The sequence below is a fragment of the Parendozoicomonas haliclonae genome (assembly GCF_900174585.1).
Lineage (GTDB): Bacteria > Pseudomonadota > Gammaproteobacteria > Pseudomonadales > Endozoicomonadaceae > Sansalvadorimonas > Sansalvadorimonas haliclonae.
Map to the genome: position 1 here is coordinate 43,764 of NZ_FWPT01000013.1, position 17,205 is coordinate 60,968.

The window sequence follows — 17,205 nt, forward strand, 5'->3', positions numbered from 1 at the left end:
AATTTCCGGATATTCCGCCTGGAGAGTTCAGGACGCCTATGACTGTTAATACATTCGATCCCAATGAGAGCACTGTTGCCGTGCAGCCAAACACCACTCATGCGACCAAGGTGGCGCCGGAGATGGGTAACGGCGCCAAAGGCACCGGTACCCGCATCGGTTTCATCAGTCTGGGCTGCCCCAAAAACCTGGTAGATTCCGAGCGCATCCTGACTCAGCTGCGCACCGAAGGTTACGATATCGTCAACACCTATGAAGGTGCTGATCTGGTGATCGTGAACACCTGCGGCTTTATCGATTCCGCAGTGAAAGAGTCCCTGGACACCATCGGCGAAGCTCTGCGGGAGAACGGCAAGGTGCTGGTAACTGGCTGCCTGGGTGCCAAAGAAGATGAGATCACCGAAGTGCATCCGGGCATTCTCGGCATCTCCGGCCCGCACGCCTACGAGATGGTGCTGGAGCAGGTACACGCACATCTGCCTAAGCCGGAATACGATCCGATGACCAGCCTGATTCCGGACCACGGCGTTAAGCTGACCCCGAAGCATTACGCTTATCTGAAAATATCCGAAGGCTGCAACCACACCTGCACCTTCTGCATCATCCCGTCCATGCGTGGCAAACTGGTCAGCCGCCCGGTCGGCCAGGTGCTGGATGAAGCCAAGCGCCTGAAAGCCTCCGGCGTAAAAGAACTGCTGGTGATCAGCCAGGACACCGGTGCCTATGGCGTTGATGCCAAGTACAGCACTTCGTTCTGGGATGGCATGCCGGTGAAGACCTCCATGCAGGCTCTGTGCGAGAAACTGGGTGAGATGGGCATCTGGGTGCGTCTGCACTACGTCTACCCTTACCCGCACATCGAAAAGGTGCTGCCATTGATGGCCGAAGGCAAAATCCTGCCGTACCTCGATGTGCCGTTCCAGCACGCCAGCCCTCGTATCCTGAAGCTGATGAAGCGTCCGGGCAACTCTGAAAAGACTCTGGAGCAGATCAAGTCCTGGCGGGAAATCTGCCCGGAGCTGGTGATTCGTTCCACCTTTATTGTTGGCTTCCCGGGTGAAACCGAAGAAGACTTCCAGATACTGCTGGACTGGCTGGAAGAAGCCCGCCTCGACCGCGTAGGCTGCTTTAAATACAGCCCGGTGGAAGGCGCTGTTGCCAACGAGCTGCCTGACCACGTACCGGAAGAGATTCAGGAAGAACGTTACCAGCGCTTTATGGATGTACAGTCCCGTATCAGCCGTGAAAAGCTGGGCGAACGTGTTGGTCAGGAGATGCTGGTACTGATCGATGAGATCGGCGAAGAAGGCGCGATTGGCCGCAGCTATGCTGATGCTCCAGAGATTGATGGCCGCGTTATTCTCGGCGGTGAGTTTGATCTGACTCCAGGTGAGATGGTCTGGGTCAGCATTGAATACTCCGACGACCACGATCTTTACGGCACGCTTGTTGACGATGAAGAGTTCGAGGACGACGAGTACGAAGATGAGCTGGAAGGCGAGGAACTGGAGGGTTAAGAGCTAGAAGCCTGATTTTTCTCGACAACCTTACAGAATAAAAAAACCGGATCAGGGCAACCTGATCCGGTTTTTTTATAGACGACTAATAACGATCAGCTATCAGCGTGAACGACGCGGTGCAGAACGCTCGTTGCGACGCTCATTCCGGCGTTCGCCACGATTCTCAGAGCGCCGGCCTGCACGCTCGTCACGGCGATCATCACGCGCTTCTGCACGACGGGCACCCGGCTTCTTACCAGTACGCACCTGCGGCTTCTTGCGCTGGGAACGCAGAGTCTTCTGCTTATCTTCCACGGTACGTGGACCCGCCTTCACCCGTGGCAGCTCAACCAGATCAGCCAGTGCATCCACATCGGCCTGCTCCAGCTCTTCCCAACGCCCCTGACGCAGGTGATCAGGAATAATGGTGCTGCCGTAGCGAACACGCTTCAGACGGCTGACTGCCAGCTCCTGGGACTCCCACAGGCGACGAACCTCACGGTTACGACCTTCCAGCAGGCACACGTGGAACCAGCGGTTAATACCTTCGTTACCGCTATCAACGATATCGGTAAAGCGGGCCATACCGTCTTCCAGCTCAACGCCTTCAAACAGGTTTTTAACCTTCTGTTCGGTCACTTCACCGAATACACGTACCGCGTACTCACGCTCAATCTGGTAAGACGGGTGCATCAGACGGTTAGCCAGCTCACCATCGTTAGTGAACAGCAGCAGACCGGAGGTGTTGATATCCAGACGGCCAATGGCAATCCAGCGCTCGCCGGCGATCTTTGGCATCCGATCAAAAACGGTTGGACGACCTTCCGGATCAGTCCGGGTGCACACTTCCCCTTCCGGCTTGTTATAGGCAATAACACGGCGGGTGGTGGCTTCAGTGTTCAGGTGGATAGAACGGCCATCCAGGGTCACGGTTTCCTGACCGGTCAGGCGCATACCCAGTGTCGCTTTTTCCCCATTGATCTCAATACGTCCTTCGGCAATCCAGGACTCGATCTGGCGACGGGAACCCAGGCCGTGACGGGCCAGGACTTTCTGCAGACGTTCACCAGCCGGAGCGGCCTTTTCTGTCTGCTCGATAGCTTCTGCTACAGGGGATTCAGTAGTGGTCATACTTCTTACTCAATAAATTTCACGGTTTTCCCAAACGGTGAAAAGCTGGCCAGGCAGTTTCAGTTTCCGTGTCCTTGCTGCATCAATGCAGAGCATACTGCATCAATGTAGAGAAACCGGCCTGACTTACCTGATAGCTTACGGGTGGCCATGGAGCCCACCCGATGGGATCGCGGTACAGTTTATCCTATCGCCGTCACCTTTAGCGACTGTACGATAGCCTATTCTTCGTCGCCAGGGCGACGATTTTCAAAATCATCCATAAAGGAAGAGAGATCATCGTTCTGTTCGTCCTCATCGTCATCATCAATCACGATGGTCGGGCGGTACAGTTCAAAGTCTTCGTCGTCTTCCTCATCCTCTTCCGTAGCCTCGGTTTCTGCGGCCGGAGGTTCATCTGCAAAGACGGAATCCAGGGCATCCTCAACGGAAACATCATCTTGCTCTGCGGAAAGTTCCTGATCGTCATCATCAAGATCAACAATCAGTTCATCAGTCAATTCATCAGAGACGTCATCAGAGATTGCATCCGCTTCTGATTCAATGTCACCCTCTGTTTCCGTTGCATTAGCCTCGACCGTCTCATCCGCCACAGCTTCAGCACTTTGCTGAGTTGTTTTCGCTTTCTCGGCAGTCTTCTTGTTGGACGGTTCAAACTCGGGTTTAGGGTCTTCCAGCGGGTTGTAGTCTTTATACGTCAGAGTAAGACTACCTTCCATATCATCCAGCTCGGCAAACAGCTTATCGATATTCTCATTGCCTTCCTCATGGAAAGCCTGCGCCTGCTCATGGGAAACCAGCTCGGAGGCATCAACCCCACCTTCAGCCGCTTCGGCAGTTTCAGAAACGATCGGCTCGCCATTCTCATCCAGCTCCACCAGAGGCAGTTCCGGCTGATCACCTTCAGCGGCACCACCTTCCAGCTGTTTAGCCATGGCATCGAGATCACGCAGCTCGGAGAGCGGCGGCAGCTCATCCAGATTCTGCAGGTTAAAGTAGTCCAGAAACTGTCGTGTTGTCGCATACATGGCCGGACGCCCCGGCACATCACGATGCCCCACCACCCGCACCCACTCGCGCTCCTGCAGAGTACGAATAATATTGGTGCTGACACTCACGCCCCGGATATCTTCAATTTCGCCCCGGGTAATCGGCTGGCGATAGGCAATCAGGGCCAGGGTCTCCAGCAAGGCACGGGTATAACGCTGGGGCTTTTCATCCCACAGTCGGCCGACCCACGGGGCCAGCTCCTGCCGTACCTGGAAACGCCAGCCGCTGGCCACTTCCTTTAATTCAAAACCGCGGCCTTCACAGGACGCTGCGATATCCACCATCGCCTGTTTCAGGGTGGGCTTGTCCGGGCGGTAATCTTCATCAAACAGTGCCGCCAGCTGTTCCAGCGTCATCGGCTTGCCGGACGCCATCAGTGCCGCTTCCACCACAGGTACGACAGGCGCTTCACCAAAAATGGCAACACCTTCCTCAACGGCTTCTTCCACGGCCTCGTCGACCACATCTTCACCCGTTGCGTTCAGCTCGGCTGCGGTCTTTTCAGCCAAATCGTCTACCTGTTCCAGTTCTTCATTCATTCTGCGCGCGCCTTAACATGAATGGGACCATAGGCTTCGGTCTGGACCAGCTCCACCAGCGATTCCTTGATCAGTTCCATAATGGCAAGAAAGGTCACCACCACGCCAAGGCGCCCTTCTTCCAGGGTAAACAGGGTTACAAACGGAACGAAGGTATCGCCCCGCAGCCGCTCCAGCACCTGGGTCATCCGCTCACGGGTGGAAAGCGCCTCAGCCTGGATATGGTGTTCTTCAAACATTTCGGCCCGCTTGATGACTTCACCCAGCGCGACCAGCACCTCCCGCAGATCAACATCCGGATGCACGGCACCACGGGTCAGCTGCGGAGGGTCAATTTTCACTTTGTAAATATTGCGGCCCACCCGGGGCAGCTCGTCGATGCCTTCTGCCGCTTTTTTGAAGCGCTCGTATTCCTGCAGACGACGAATCAGCTCTGCCCGCGGATCCTCTTCTTCATCTTCCGCTTCCACCTGTCGCGGCAGCAACATGCGGGATTTGATCTCCGCCAGCGTCGCCGCCATCACCAGATATTCCGCCGCCAGCTCAAACTGAGAGGACTCCATCAGATCAACATACTGCATGTACTGGCTGGTAATGGCCGCTACCTGGATATTGAGAATATCCATATTGTTGCGTTTGATCAGATAAAGCAGCAGATCAAGCGGGCCCTCAAAGGCTTCAAGAAAGATTTCCAGCGCGTCCGGGGGAATGTAAAGGTCATCCGGCAGTTTCATCAGCGGCTGGCCAGAGACAATGGCCAGCGGAATCTGTTCCGGCAATCCGGCCTGTTCCGCTTTGGCAACAGCTTCCTGTACCACACTTTCTTGCACAAGGGCTTCGGAGGATACGGTTCCGACAACCACAGAATCACCTGCCGACTCTTGCGGCATCGCGTTCAGCAGATCGGTTGACGGGGAATCTGACTCCGTCCGGCCCTGGTTATCCTTTCCCATGCGTGGTCGCCCCGGAGATGTTCTGGCTCGCCTGACTATAACTTTGCACCTTTAACGCAGCAGGAGCAATCCCGCAGGCGGCTCCAATATTTTTCCAGCCCGCCATTATATCGAATTTCATGCCATTCAGCAGCCGGGAGTCTCGCCCTGGGCATAAGTGTTTACAGCATCGAAAGGCGAGATCATCTGGAAGAAACGAAGAACGCTGCTATTACTTGCTGACCAACAAAAACATTGCATGACCACACACGGAATGACACAGGCCATACGACCCATGACTGTTCGGGCATTGCATCCCAGGCTTATGACTCTTGCGCTCTGGGGATTCCTTCTGGCCGCAGCCTGCGGTGCCCAGGCCAATCGGCTGGATCAAATCATCTCGGCTCTGGAACTGAATGAGAACCCGACAGCAAAACAGGTGGTCGAGGCACTCGAACAAAAAGTACGCACAACACTGCTGTACCCTCCATCCAGTCTGGCGGACTTTAATCAGCGCATTACCGAGCTCACCAACCTGGGCTTTGACCGGCAAAAACTAAATAAAGTGACATTCACCCGCAAAGGGTTTAACTGGGTCACGCCCTGGGTCTGGGACAACCTGCAGGATCTGAACAATGTTGTTGCAAGCCATTTTCAGGACAAGGAGACTGCTTCATTTACCGAAATCCGACAGGCTGCGGGAGATGATCCGCTGCCCAGCCCACACGCCTATTGGGAGTCCATTCAGGAGCTGCTTCAGGAGTGCCAAAGATTTCTGGCCGCCGATGTTGACCGAATTCTCAATGAAAGCCACGAAGACCCCTCCTACAACCCGACAGCTATGCGCCGGGGACAGTTTGGTGAAGCCAGCATCCTCGACAAAAATTTGATTGACCACTTTTCCAGCCTCAAGGATAACCACCAGATTCTCAAACTGTTTGCCGATATCGCCACGATCATGTGGGCCGATCTCTCCATGTTTGCCCATCTGGATTACACCCCCGATACCGAAGGCTATTCTGCCTCAGGGTCGTTACTGGACTGGCGCTCACACTTCCAGAGTTCTACCGGTGGCAAGAGCCTACATACCAAACCACCCAGACCAATGCCTACAGCAGCCCAACGTCGAACTTCACCCAAAGTTAAAATCACCCCTGTTATCAAAAACAGCACCCCCTCAAGCATTAGTGGCAACCACCAACCAGAGACAAAGCTTCTCAGCAGCAAAACATCCTCATCTTCCAGTGCAAAACATGCGTTGAAAGACGAGAAAAAATCATCCCGATCCCGGAGCAATACCCTGATACTAAACGCCCTCAACCAGCTCTCTGAGCAGATCAATCAAAAGCAGCCAATAGAAACCCGTCAGCTGCAAGAGGATCTGGAGCAACTAAAAACAGAGGTCAGTCTGATCAAAGCCATGTTGCAGAAGAACCATCGGGAAGGCATGGTTCCCATAGCATGGAAAGAGGGGAAGCACGTAGCATCAACTTCTCTGGGAACAGAGACTCTGGAAAAGAGCACTGCCGGGACACAGACTGATGCACCATACCCTGATACCCGACAGTCCGTGATTATCAATCCGCATAATGTGCCGCAACCACCAATGGGATCGGCCGCAGATAATCCGTTTCCACTTATGCTGTTACCGGGTGACCGTCATGTGCAGATTGAGGGCGTCGATTATATTATCAGATACCCCTCACATGGCGCGTTGCGCGTGCCAATTACCGAGTTAATACAGGGTCTTGATCAACTGAAAGATATCCATCACTTCAGCGTAAATCCGCCCTCAGAAGCAGTGCTCACCAAGACACTGGTGTATATGCCGTCGCCACCCGCTTTGCAGCAATCGCAATCAGCCACACCTTCAAAAGCCTCAGCAGTAGCCCCGGCGATTCCTGCTTTACAGCCTGCCAATACACTGCCGGAAAACGGTGCCATCACTGCAAGCATGTACAGCAATATGTTATCCACCCCCAGCTACAGCAAGTTTTGAGGCCCGGATATCAAACAACAGGCCCTAGACAAACAGGCTGGGGTCGCCCTTGCCTTCTCGCCAGATCTCAGGAACCTCATCGACCAGGCTAACCACAGTGGTCGGCTCCATACCGCAGAAACCTCCATCAATCACCAGATCGAGACTGTTCTCCAGCGTCTGGCGAATATCGTAAGGGTCCATCAGGGGGAACTCATCACCGGGAAGCTGAAGCGTGGTGCTGAGCAGTGGGCCGCCCAGCTCATCCAGCAGCTCACTGACAATAATATGTTCCGGTACCCGGATACCAATGGTGCGGCGCTTGGGGTGCATCACCAGACGGGGCACCTGCGATGTGGCCGGAAGAATAAAGGTATACGCACCGGGTGTGGCCGCCTTCAGCAAACGATAGGAGGTGTTATCCACCTTGGCATAGGTCGCCAGTTCCGAAAGATCCCGGCACACCAGTGTGAAGTTGTGCTTTTCATCAAGCCGACGAATCTGGCGAATGCGCTCGATCGCTTTTTTATCACCAATACGGCAACCGAGGGCATAGGCGGAATCGGTGGGGTAAGCAATCACCCCGCCCTGTTCAAGGATGGCAACAGCCTGACGGATCAGCCGCTGCTGCGGATTGTCCGGATGAATCTGGAAAAACTGGCTCACGAATCAATCCTTCGTCGAAAACAGCCCCAAAAGGCGGGAAAGTATAAAACAGGGGACAAGGCTCTGAAAGCAGACGTTAGTTCAGCGCTTCCAGCAGTTCCATAACCGGCCGGCAATTTTCAGGAACAGGGGCCAGCCGGCCCAGCTCCACATATTCACTCCATGGGCCATGAAAATCACTGCCCAGAGAGGCATGCAGTTCAAACTTCTCGCAATACTTGGCCATGGTTTCCCGCTCGCCCCAGGGCTGCTGACAACCAACCACTTCCATCGCCAGCCCGCCAGCCTCTTTGAAACCGCGGATTACTTCCTGCAGTTTCATACCAGTCATTCGGTAGCGCCCAGGGTGAGCCAACACCGGTACCGCGTTCCAGCTGCGAATGGCCCGCACGGTTTCTTGAAGCCCCGGCCAATGCTGACGGGCATTGCCAATGCGCTTGGCACCCAGATACTTATCAAAGGCGGAATTACGATCGGCCACTATGCCCTGTTCGACCATCCACCCAGCAAAATGGGGGCGACCAATCTGCAGGTCCCGATCGGACAGAATAAAATCCGGATCAGCCTTGGCCTGTGCCTGCTGGGCCTGTTGAACAGCGCCTTCCAGACAGGCTTCGGCAGCGAAGCCCGGCAGGCGTCTGGCGACCTTGTCGGCAATGCGTTCACTACGCTGCCAGCGCGCTTCCCCCTGCTGCTCCAGGAACGTCTGAACATCGGGGTCATCCATGTCCAGCCCCAGCGCCACAATATGTATCTCACTGGTGCCCCACAGGCAGGACAGCTCACTGCCAAAGACCATGGTGAGCTGCTCCTGATACTGAGCCAGCAGGCCCTGATCCCGCAGCCAGCGCACACCGGCAACGGTATCGTGATCCGTCAGGGCCAGGTAGTCCACCTCCCGGGCCACGGCCCTTTCCAGTACCTGCCGCGGGGACAACACACCATCGGATGCGGTACTGTGGCAATGAAAGTCTACCTTTTGTGACATGTCTGTCCTTTATCCCTGACCGGCCAGCCTTTACACTGTGCAGCCTGAACGCCCGGCTTATGGCCCATACTCTGTGAGGGGGTCATAGTTCGGAACTACTGTGAGGAAACCAACGAATAAGGGCGATTGTCGCCGATTATCCGGTTGAATGCATGAAACAATTTATCGATTTTCTGCCTCTGATTATTTTCTTTGTGGTCGCCAAAATGGATCCCCGCGAGGTATCCCTGGCCGGCCAGACCTTTGAACTTGGCGGCATTATCAGTGCCACCGCCATCCTGATTGTCACCTCTATTATTGTCTATGGTCTGCTTTGGTACCGGCAAAAGAGCCTGGAAAAAAGCCAGATGTTTACCATCGCCGCCGTGATTATCCTTGGTGGCATGACAGTACTGTTCCGGGATGAAACCTTCCTGAAATGGAAAGCACCGCTGGTGAACTGGGCCTTTGCCGTGGTCTTTCTGGCCAGCCAGTTTATCGGCAGCAAGCCGTTGATTGAGCGTATGCTCTCCCATGCCATGACACTGCCAAAACCAGTCTGGTACAAGGTGAATACCAGCTGGGCGGTGTTCTTCCTGCTGCTGGGTGCAGCCAACTGGTTTGCCGCCTTTATGGTACCTGGCGATTTCTGGGTGGACTTCAAGGTCTTCGGTAACCTGGGGCTGACGCTGGTGTTTACTGTGGTGCAGTTTATGTTTCTGGGCCGCTATCTACAGGAAGATGCACAGACTACCGGCAAAGAGACAGAGTAAGTACTCTCCACTAATACCCGCTACTTATACAGCCCCGACTTAGTTCGGGGCTGTATACTTTCTGGCCAGCAATTTGTCGTAAGCCACAATATGTGATACCCATTTGTACAGCTATGATAAATCCCAGAATTCAGGCTCAACGACGAGCCATAACTGATTAACCTGTGAATGGAGCCCGGACTTGAAACGTCTTATACCGCTGCTGGTTCTTCTGGCCACTCCTCTTATGGCCGCAGCTAAAACCGTTTATATCGGAGATACCCTTTACGTGCCGATGCGTTCCGGCCCGGGGAATGAGTACCGTATTGTTAATCGCGCCCTGAAAACCGGTACTGCCCTGACCCTGCTGAACCAGAAGGAAGAAGGCGGCCACTACAAGGTGAAAACCAGCAACGGCCAGGAAGGATACGTTCCGAAACAGTATCTGTTGTTTGAACCACCTGCCATGCTCAAGCTGCAAAAAGCCGAAAGCGATAGCGCCCGTATGAAAGCGGAAGTGGCCGCCCTCTCCGAGAAGCTGAAAACCACGCAGGCAGAACTGCAAGAGAAAACCCGCGCCCTGGCCAGCAACAACAAAAGTTCTTCCGCCCTGCAGGAAGAGCTGAACCAGATCAAGGACATCTCGGCCAAGAGCCTGGAACTGGACAAGCGTAACCGCGAATTGGTAATCGCCAACGAACAGCTGATGAGTGAACTACAGGCCTTGCAGGTAGATAACCAGCAACTGGTAGACACATCAGAGCATCGCTGGTTTCTCTATGGTGCCGGCACGCTGGTGTTTGGTCTGCTGATCGGTCTGGTGGCACCGCTGCTGCGTCCCCGCAAGAAGTCCTCTGGATGGGCGTAAATGAGAATGAATAGCATTTAGCTATAAGCAGAATACAATTATTTAAATTCTCAATACCATGGGTAACCCGTAATCTGAAGCCATCGAAATAAAGATGTTTTCACGAGGTTACCCATGGCTAAGACTGCAAGTTTTGCCGCTGTTCACTTTACCGTTGGTTTTTCTGTTGTGTATGCGATGACCGGAAGTCTGGCCATCGGCGGCATGGTCGCTCTGGTTGAACCCGCCTGTAACACCGTTGCCTATGCCATCCATGAAAAAGTCTGGGAACGTTTCGGGATTGCCAAAGCTGAGGCGGCATAACCATGGAGCTTAGCAATGGTGCTTAACGATCGATATGCCCCAGGGAGCGCTCCGGGTCGATCCGATCTCGCACCCGGCGCTTGAGTTCCCGCGCATCGGGAAAGCCACCATCGGCTTTTCTCTCCCAAATCAAATCCCCGTTCACCCGGATTTCAAACACACCGCCACTGCCGGGTATCAGCCGCACTTCTCCCAGATCAGTAGTAAACGTCTGTAACAACTCCTGCGCCATCCAGCCCGCCCGCAACAACCAGTTACATCCCGTACAGTAAGCGATAGTCACTACTGGTTTCTGTTGTTCATGTTCTGACACGCTGCTTCCCCCTACATCAGCAATTAATCACCAGTCCGCTTTCGGGCAGAACTTGGTTTCATTGTGTAAGAGCCCGGAACATCAGGGAAAAACCAGAGTCTTTACAGGCAATGCTGACTCCGGAAACCAAAATGTCCAGACTGCTGTCCTCCAGCCGTTCCCTTGCCATGGCCATCATTTTGCTGATCCCGGCCACCAGTCCTGAAGCGGCGAACCGTCCTTTTCGGCACCCGGGTGCAGACTACAACAGCCCGTTATATATCTCCAATGAGGCCATGGCCCACGGCCGCAGCCAGTTTCTTCGCGCACTTGAAGCACGTCTGGCGACCAGACAACAACTGCCCAACACCTCCGGACTGGATATCGAACTCTTCCAGCAGGCTCGGGATCGGGTTGTTCACCATGCACTCTCGCTACGTGCTCTGTTGGATGGTATCGGGCCGGAATCCGTTGCCAGCGCCCAGACTTACGCAACGGTAATTATGCGCAGCTTTGTTGACAGCAGCCACACAATGATCGGCTCAAGCCGCTGGGAAACCGGCCATACCCAAGCCTTGGCAGCACTGGCGATGACCGATGAGTACTTGAATATTCTGCAGTTACTGCGGGTACATATCGCCGAAGCCGGCGTTGATTTTCAGAGGCTTCGTCTGAACAGCGGGCTGGATCATATTAAAACCATTATCGGAAATATTATTACCTCTCCCCACTACAACGGTCTGGTCACTCTGGCTTTGCTGGATTTGTGGGCGCAAATCATCAATCTGCTGAACCCGCAATTTAGCGACACCAGCAGTATTGATTACCTCAGGGATTTGCGCAGCCGAATTGGCAAGGTCTTTCTCGCCCACAGCATTATTGCGCCTTATCCGGCACCGCCACTGGATCCGGAGAAGCTGATTAACCCGGCGTTGAAAGTCACACCATCCCATCAGCAGGCCTGCTATCAATGGCCCTGGCCGGTGCAGGATATTTCGGGTGCCAACAGCACCCGAAATTATCTGATCTGCGTTGAGGCAAAATCCAGTGACTAAACCTTATTAAACAGGATCAGGCGGGATGCCGGTTCTTTTGCCGCTCCTGCAAAGTACCGTAAAGGCGTGCATACACACCGTTCTGCCCCATCAGCTGATCGTGATCACCATGCTCGGTGATATGACCATCCTCAAAGACATAAACCCGATCGGCTTCTTTCACCGCACTCAGGCGGTGAGCAATGATCAGCGTGGTCCGGTTTTCCAGGAAGGTTTCCATAGCCCGGTGTAATTGATGCTCGGTTTCCGCATCCAGAGCTGAGGTGGCTTCATCGAGAATTACCACCCGTGGATCGCTGACGATCATACGGGCAATAGCCACTCGCTGTCGTTGACCACCGGAGAGACGCACGCCCCGGTTGCCGACCCGGGTATCCAGACCTTCCGGCAGTTCGGCAATAAACTCTTTAAGCTGAGCAACTTCCAGTGCCTGCCAGAGGGTTTCATCATCCGCCTCCCGTCCAAGGGTCAGGTTTTCACGTACTGAGGTATCAAACAGAGCCGGATGTTGCAGAACAATAGCGACATGCTCACGCACACAATCGACGCCAATCTGTTCCAGCGGCACATCATCAAACAGAATGCGACCACTGGAAGCCTGATGCAGCCCCAACACCGCCTTAACCAAGGTGGACTTGCCTCCTCCACTGGCTCCGACCAGCGCGACCTTTTCTCCCGGCTGCACATGCAGGCTGACACCTCGCAGCACCGGCTGATCACCATAGGAGAACCAGACATTATCCAGTGCCAGACCCACGGTACTCTTTAGCTGGCCATTGTCGCTAAATGGATCGATATGGTGAGGATCATTCTTTTCGGCATAACGGGGCTCTTCGCCCAGCGTCAGGAGATCATTGATCCGCTTCATGGCTGCATTGGCGGCATAGAGACCGTACTGCATATTCAGCAGTTCGTTTACCGGTGTCAGCATAAACCAGAGATAACCACCGACCGCGACCAACTGACCAATGGTCAGATCCGAGTAAACGACAGCGACCATTGCAGCAGCACGGAACGCATCCACCCCCACCACAAACAGCATAAAGCTGAGACGGCTGGCCGCATCATTACGCCAGGAGAATTCGGAGCTTGCATTGCGCACATTCCGGGCCTTATCCCGCAGACGTAAAAGATAATGCTTCTCGCGGTTAGCAGCACGAATTTCCTGAATACCTTCCAGAGTTTCCGTAAGAGCCTGCTGAAAAATATCAAAGGCCTGGTTTTCATTTTTTTTCAGCTCTTTGACCCGCTTGCCCAGCTTGGCGGTGAAATAGATCACGATCGGGTTAAGCACCAGAATCAACAGCGCCAGCTGCCAGTGAATCCACAGCAGAACCAGAGCGGTTCCAAACAGGGTCAGAAACGCCACCAGCAACCGGCTGACCGTAGAGCCAATAAACTGGTCGATGGTATTGAGATCGGTAACAAAGCGGGACGACACAGAACCAGAGCCCAGCGTCTCATACTCGGACATAGAAACACGCCCAAGCTTATTCAGTAGGCTGCGCCGAATGCGATAGGCCACTTCTTTGGAGATCAGAGTGAACTGTCGGGTCTGCCAGACATTAAAGATCAACGCCAGCAGGCGCAGAGTGATACTGAGCAACAGCACCGCACCGATATAAAACTCTGGCGAGTGCCAGCTGGTCGGCGCTAAAGACGACAGAAACTCAACGACATGCGCCGGCTTTTCCAGCAGTACCTCATCCACCAGCAGCGAAAGCAGCAGAGGTGTGGGCACACTGGCCAGCGTGGCCATGATGGCCACCACATTGGCAATGGCCAGTTCCTTTTTGAAACTGAAGATAATTTTTCTAATACGTGTCCAGCTATAGGTATTGGCTTTGCCGCCTGAGCTGTCGGACACAGAGGATACAGATGATTCCAAAATACGTCCCTGGCGTTTTTATGATGACGCTTGTGATGAACGGTAGCCAGAAGGGTTGGCAACAACGTCTTATATGAGAATGAAAACAATTCGCCCTTTATTAGAGCATATCTATATAAAAAATCGCACTATCTGTTCCGGTTACGAATTCAGTAAACTGGTAAAAAATGAACAGCAACAAGAACATCCATGATGAAAAGCCTTTCTGATGTGAACACAGCGTTTGCCGAGTCCAGTGTTGACGACATCATTCAACATGCGCTGGAGCTGGCCCGCAAACCGGTGATCACCACCAACTTTGGCCCCCATGAAGCCGCGATACTGCACATGGTCGTGCAAAAGAAACCGGATATTCCGGTGATCTGGATTGACTCCGGCTATGGCACACCAGCGACGTATAAATTTGCTGATGAGCTGATTCGCAGACTGAACCTGAACGTTTACATCTATCACCCAAAGCACAGTCGCGCTTTTAGAGAAGCCGTCCATGGTGATATTCCTCAGGTAGACACCTCGGAACATGATGCCTTCACCCAGGAAGTGAAACTGGAGCCTTTCAACCGGGCCATGACTGAATTTGCTCCCGATGTCTGGTTCACGGCCATTCGTAAGGAACAGACCGCTTTCCGCAATAATCTGGATATTTTCACTGAAACCCAGGATGGTCTGCTGCGCGTTGCGCCACTGTTCCATTGGACTGAGCTGGATCTGGAAGAGTATCTGGTCGGCAATGATCTGCCGATCGAAGAGGACTACTTTGATCCGACCAAAGTACTGGGTAACCGGGAGTGTGGCCTGCACACCAGCCGCTGATTCTGATTATCTGAAGAGCCGGATAGCCAACCAATAAAAAACGGACGCGATGTCCGTTTTTTATTGGATTTGAAAACGTATTTACAACAAAGCGGTCAGGCGTTGCTGCCACCTTTGCAGTTCGGGCTGGCAGTCACTTTGCCACCCAGGCGATCCCACTCTTCACGGGTATGGGTGTGCAGTGCCAGTGCGTGAACGGCAGATTGCATTTCATCCGCCAGTACCTGGTAAACCTGCTGATGACGCTTGACCGGAAGCATGCCCTGGAAGGCATCACTGACCAGCACCACTTTGAAATGGGTTTCAGAGCCTTCCGGCACATGGTGCATATAGCTTTCATTATCGACGGTCAGCACTACCGGCTCAAAAGCTTCGGTGAGACGCTGTTCAATTCTGGCCTGTACTTCCATTGCTTGATACACCTCCACAGTCTTACCGGCAGATAATACCACACTTACAGCCCGTTGAGGCCATCAGACCAGCCGATCAGAAGCGCCAGCGCAGCCCTGCACCAATACTGTTTACCCGATTAATCAAACGCCCTTGAGCGCGCACAACCACATCTTCATCCGGTGTATTGGCATTCTCGGTTATATGCAGAGTCGTGGTCCAGGTATGTTGAACGGCCATATCGATGGCCAGATCTTCATTCAACTCCCAGGTTGCGCCCAGTGAGAGTGCCCGGTAATCATTAATGGCAAAGTCCAGAGTAGCGGTATGGTTGGGTATGGGTGTGTTGTCTTTTGCAATGCCTGCACGCAACAGCCAGGAAGGCGTCAGACGATATTCCGCCCCGATAGCAAAACGCCAAGTATTACTCCAGTCCATCACCTGCACTTCATCCTGAGTAAACACCTGACCATAAGTTTTAGGATGGAAACGCAATTCATCAATGCAGTCCCATCGGGTCCAGGTAGCATCAGCTTTGATCGTCCAATCTTCGTTGAGTTGATGGGCGGCACTTAAAGAGAAGGTTTCGGGAATTTTTAGCCCCAGGTCGGCTTTTACCTTTTCTGAGGAGGCCAGCGTCACAGCCTCGGGCACATCAATTTCCATATGCCCTTTCAAGGTATGACGAATAGCACTGCGGTAATGCACACCAAACTGCCAGTCCGGCAGAGGCTGATAGTGAACACCGGCTGTCCAGCCTACGGCAACATTATCCCCCTGACCTTTGAAGTGTCCATCATTCGCCGGATCAGGGGCTCCCAGCAAAACTGATTTTTTCATAACCCCATCAGCATACTGGGTGACCAGACCACCACCAATGGACCATTCATCGGATATTTTCCAGCCGAGCACCGTGAGCAAATTTACCGTCAGCAAACGGCTCTCCACCGACTGATAACGTCCTAGCCACTGCTTGTTAAATGTACTTCCCGAGCCCCAGGGGGAATTCATACCAGCTCCAAACCACAGCTGCTCGGTGAGCGGCAGCGCCACATAGACATCTGGCACCAGCTCGGTACCGGTCCAGTGCTTATTTCTGCCGGTTACCGGATGAATCGCCTCCTCATCCTGAACCAAATTCACCTCGCCTTTGAAGCGGGTGTCATGGGGAATGGCAATGGCGCCTGCGCTGAGTTGGGCCTTATTCAGATGTGTTAAAGCTGCCGGGTTGTACCAGACCACACTGGCATCGGTACTCTCTGCCGCGCCTCCGGAAAAAGCATCCCCCAGCCGACGTACAGACATTTCATCAATACCCAGACCTGCCGCCCAGACATCGGCAGCCCCACCCAGCAAAGCCCCGCTCAGCAAGCCAGTCGCACACAACCCTTTGGTAATAACTTTCACAGCCTTCCCCCATTCCCATAGCAGTGAATTGGCAGACCGGCGCTGGCCCGCGGCGCCAGTGATATAGATGGGAATCAGGCATTTCACAAGGGACTGTCTACACTTGCGCGGCCTCGCCAGATCAACAGTGAGAAGACATCATGGTTCAGAGATTAATAAACGCTGGTACTGATTTACTGCCCGGTTTACCAACGCGGATTCCGGTAATATCACGCACAATCGGCCTGCTGCTTGTCTGTATCAGCAGTTCGCTGGCCCTGGCCGGCCCCAAAGATATAACCGGTTACTGGGATGCTTTTACCAGTGACAAGGCGCTGGATACCACTTTGCGAATCAGCCCGACCAGTGAACCGGATGTTCTGGAAGCTCGCATCGCCAAACTGCATCTGGCAAAAGATCAGGGCGCGGTTTGTAACGTCTGCCCGGATTACCGCAAAGGCCAGCCATTACAGGATATGGTGATCGTCAGTGATCTGCGCTGGAATGACGGCAAGAAGGGCTGGTATGGGCAGGTATTGGATCCCGAATCAGGACGCACGGCTGATGTGCGCCTGCGCCGCATTGAAGGCAAGTCTGCTGAAAAGAACGGCATCGAGCTTTGTGCGTTCTTTGCCTCAGACTTCGTTTGTCTGTTCAAAGACACCTGGAAGCCAAGCCAGCTGACCGAGTAGATAC

Annotated in this window: 17 protein-coding genes; 8 read left to right on the plus strand and 9 right to left on the minus strand. The window is 53.7% G+C overall.

Annotated features, from left to right (window positions below; genetic code table 11):
• Window positions 1-122 precede the first annotated feature (122 nt).
• Window positions 123-1,517: a 30S ribosomal protein S12 methylthiotransferase RimO gene (gene rimO, locus EHSB41UT_RS21655; protein ID WP_207626731.1), complete on the plus strand. Its 1,395-nt coding sequence runs from the start codon at window positions 123-125 to the stop codon at window positions 1,515-1,517.
• Window positions 1,518-1,619: 102 nt separating this feature from the next.
• Here the strand turns inward: rimO and rluB are convergent, their stop codons facing one another.
• From rluB to EHSB41UT_RS21670, 3 genes are all read right to left on the minus strand, one after another.
• The gene (rluB, locus tag EHSB41UT_RS21660; protein ID WP_087112955.1) at window positions 1,620-2,630 is read right to left on the minus strand and encodes a 23S rRNA pseudouridine(2605) synthase RluB; all 1,011 of its coding nucleotides are present in this window, start codon (window positions 2,628-2,630) and stop codon (window positions 1,620-1,622) included.
• 221 nt (window positions 2,631-2,851) lie between these two features.
• Entirely contained in the window at window positions 2,852-4,219 is a 1,368-nt protein-coding gene (gene scpB, locus EHSB41UT_RS24990; protein ID WP_087112956.1) for an SMC-Scp complex subunit ScpB, read from the minus strand.
• Window positions 4,216-5,172, minus strand: coding sequence for a segregation and condensation protein A (locus EHSB41UT_RS21670; RefSeq protein WP_165767370.1), 957 nt, complete (start codon window positions 5,170-5,172; stop codon window positions 4,216-4,218). Before EHSB41UT_RS21670 ends, scpB begins: the two co-directional genes overlap by 4 nt.
• A 238-nt stretch (window positions 5,173-5,410) precedes the next feature.
• On the opposite strand from EHSB41UT_RS21670, the gene EHSB41UT_RS21675 reads away from it, so the two are divergent.
• On the plus strand, window positions 5,411-7,150 hold the full coding sequence (locus EHSB41UT_RS21675) for a hypothetical protein (protein ID WP_133060613.1): 1,740 nt from the start codon (window positions 5,411-5,413) through the stop codon (window positions 7,148-7,150).
• A 24-nt stretch (window positions 7,151-7,174) separates the two neighbouring features.
• Here EHSB41UT_RS21675 and EHSB41UT_RS21680 read toward each other — a convergent pair whose 3' ends face one another.
• On the minus strand, window positions 7,175-7,795 hold the full coding sequence (locus EHSB41UT_RS21680) for an L-threonylcarbamoyladenylate synthase (protein ID WP_087112958.1): 621 nt from the start codon (window positions 7,793-7,795) through the stop codon (window positions 7,175-7,177).
• Between the two features lie 76 nt (window positions 7,796-7,871).
• Window positions 7,872-8,783, minus strand: coding sequence for a PHP domain-containing protein (locus EHSB41UT_RS21685; RefSeq protein ID WP_087112959.1), 912 nt, complete (start codon window positions 8,781-8,783; stop codon window positions 7,872-7,874).
• A gap of 152 nt (window positions 8,784-8,935) precedes the next feature.
• On the opposite strand from EHSB41UT_RS21685, the gene ispZ reads away from it, so the two are divergent.
• The 3 genes from ispZ (at window position 8,936) to EHSB41UT_RS21700 (ending at window position 10,685) form a co-directional block, all read left to right on the plus strand.
• Window positions 8,936-9,535 carry a septation protein IspZ gene (gene ispZ, locus EHSB41UT_RS21690; protein ID WP_087112960.1) on the plus strand — a complete coding sequence of 200 codons (600 nt, stop codon included), beginning with the start codon at window positions 8,936-8,938 and terminating at the stop codon, window positions 9,533-9,535.
• A gap of 181 nt (window positions 9,536-9,716) precedes the next feature.
• Window positions 9,717-10,382 carry a TIGR04211 family SH3 domain-containing protein gene (locus EHSB41UT_RS21695; protein WP_087112961.1) on the plus strand — a complete coding sequence of 222 codons (666 nt, stop codon included), beginning with the start codon at window positions 9,717-9,719 and terminating at the stop codon, window positions 10,380-10,382.
• A 114-nt stretch (window positions 10,383-10,496) separates the two neighbouring features.
• Window positions 10,497-10,685 (plus strand): DUF2061 domain-containing protein, encoded by a 189-nt coding sequence (locus EHSB41UT_RS21700; protein ID WP_087112962.1) that lies wholly within the window; start codon window positions 10,497-10,499, stop codon window positions 10,683-10,685.
• A gap of 22 nt (window positions 10,686-10,707) precedes the next feature.
• Here the strand turns inward: EHSB41UT_RS21700 and EHSB41UT_RS21705 are convergent, their stop codons facing one another.
• A complete protein-coding gene (locus tag EHSB41UT_RS21705) occupies window positions 10,708-10,998 on the minus strand; it encodes an Rdx family protein (RefSeq protein ID WP_087112963.1) in 291 nt (96 codons plus the stop codon).
• 131 nt (window positions 10,999-11,129) lie between these two features.
• On the opposite strand from EHSB41UT_RS21705, the gene EHSB41UT_RS21710 reads away from it, so the two are divergent.
• On the plus strand, window positions 11,130-12,032 hold the full coding sequence (locus tag EHSB41UT_RS21710) for a hypothetical protein (RefSeq protein WP_133060614.1): 903 nt from the start codon (window positions 11,130-11,132) through the stop codon (window positions 12,030-12,032).
• Window positions 12,033-12,048: 16 nt separating this feature from the next.
• Here EHSB41UT_RS21710 and EHSB41UT_RS21715 read toward each other — a convergent pair whose 3' ends face one another.
• Window positions 12,049-13,920: an ABC transporter ATP-binding protein gene (locus EHSB41UT_RS21715; RefSeq protein ID WP_278248170.1), complete on the minus strand. Its 1,872-nt coding sequence runs from the start codon at window positions 13,918-13,920 to the stop codon at window positions 12,049-12,051.
• A gap of 189 nt (window positions 13,921-14,109) precedes the next feature.
• Here EHSB41UT_RS21715 and EHSB41UT_RS21720 point away from each other — a divergent pair, with 189 nt between their 5' ends.
• Window positions 14,110-14,733, plus strand: coding sequence for a phosphoadenosine phosphosulfate reductase domain-containing protein (locus EHSB41UT_RS21720; RefSeq protein WP_087112965.1), 624 nt, complete (start codon window positions 14,110-14,112; stop codon window positions 14,731-14,733).
• 95 nt (window positions 14,734-14,828) lie between these two features.
• Here the strand turns inward: EHSB41UT_RS21720 and EHSB41UT_RS21725 are convergent, their stop codons facing one another.
• Together EHSB41UT_RS21725 and EHSB41UT_RS21730 are read right to left on the minus strand one after the other, a co-directional pair.
• Window positions 14,829-15,143, minus strand: coding sequence for a BolA family protein (locus EHSB41UT_RS21725; protein ID WP_087112966.1), 315 nt, complete (start codon window positions 15,141-15,143; stop codon window positions 14,829-14,831).
• 76 nt (window positions 15,144-15,219) lie between these two features.
• Complete coding sequence (locus tag EHSB41UT_RS21730) at window positions 15,220-16,530, minus strand: OmpP1/FadL family transporter (protein ID WP_133060615.1); 1,311 nt, start codon at window positions 16,528-16,530, stop codon at window positions 15,220-15,222.
• A gap of 140 nt (window positions 16,531-16,670) precedes the next feature.
• On the opposite strand from EHSB41UT_RS21730, the gene EHSB41UT_RS21735 reads away from it, so the two are divergent.
• On the plus strand, window positions 16,671-17,201 hold the full coding sequence (locus EHSB41UT_RS21735; RefSeq protein ID WP_087112968.1) for a DUF2147 domain-containing protein: 531 nt from the start codon (window positions 16,671-16,673) through the stop codon (window positions 17,199-17,201).
• The last annotated feature ends 4 nt before the right edge of the window (window positions 17,202-17,205 follow it).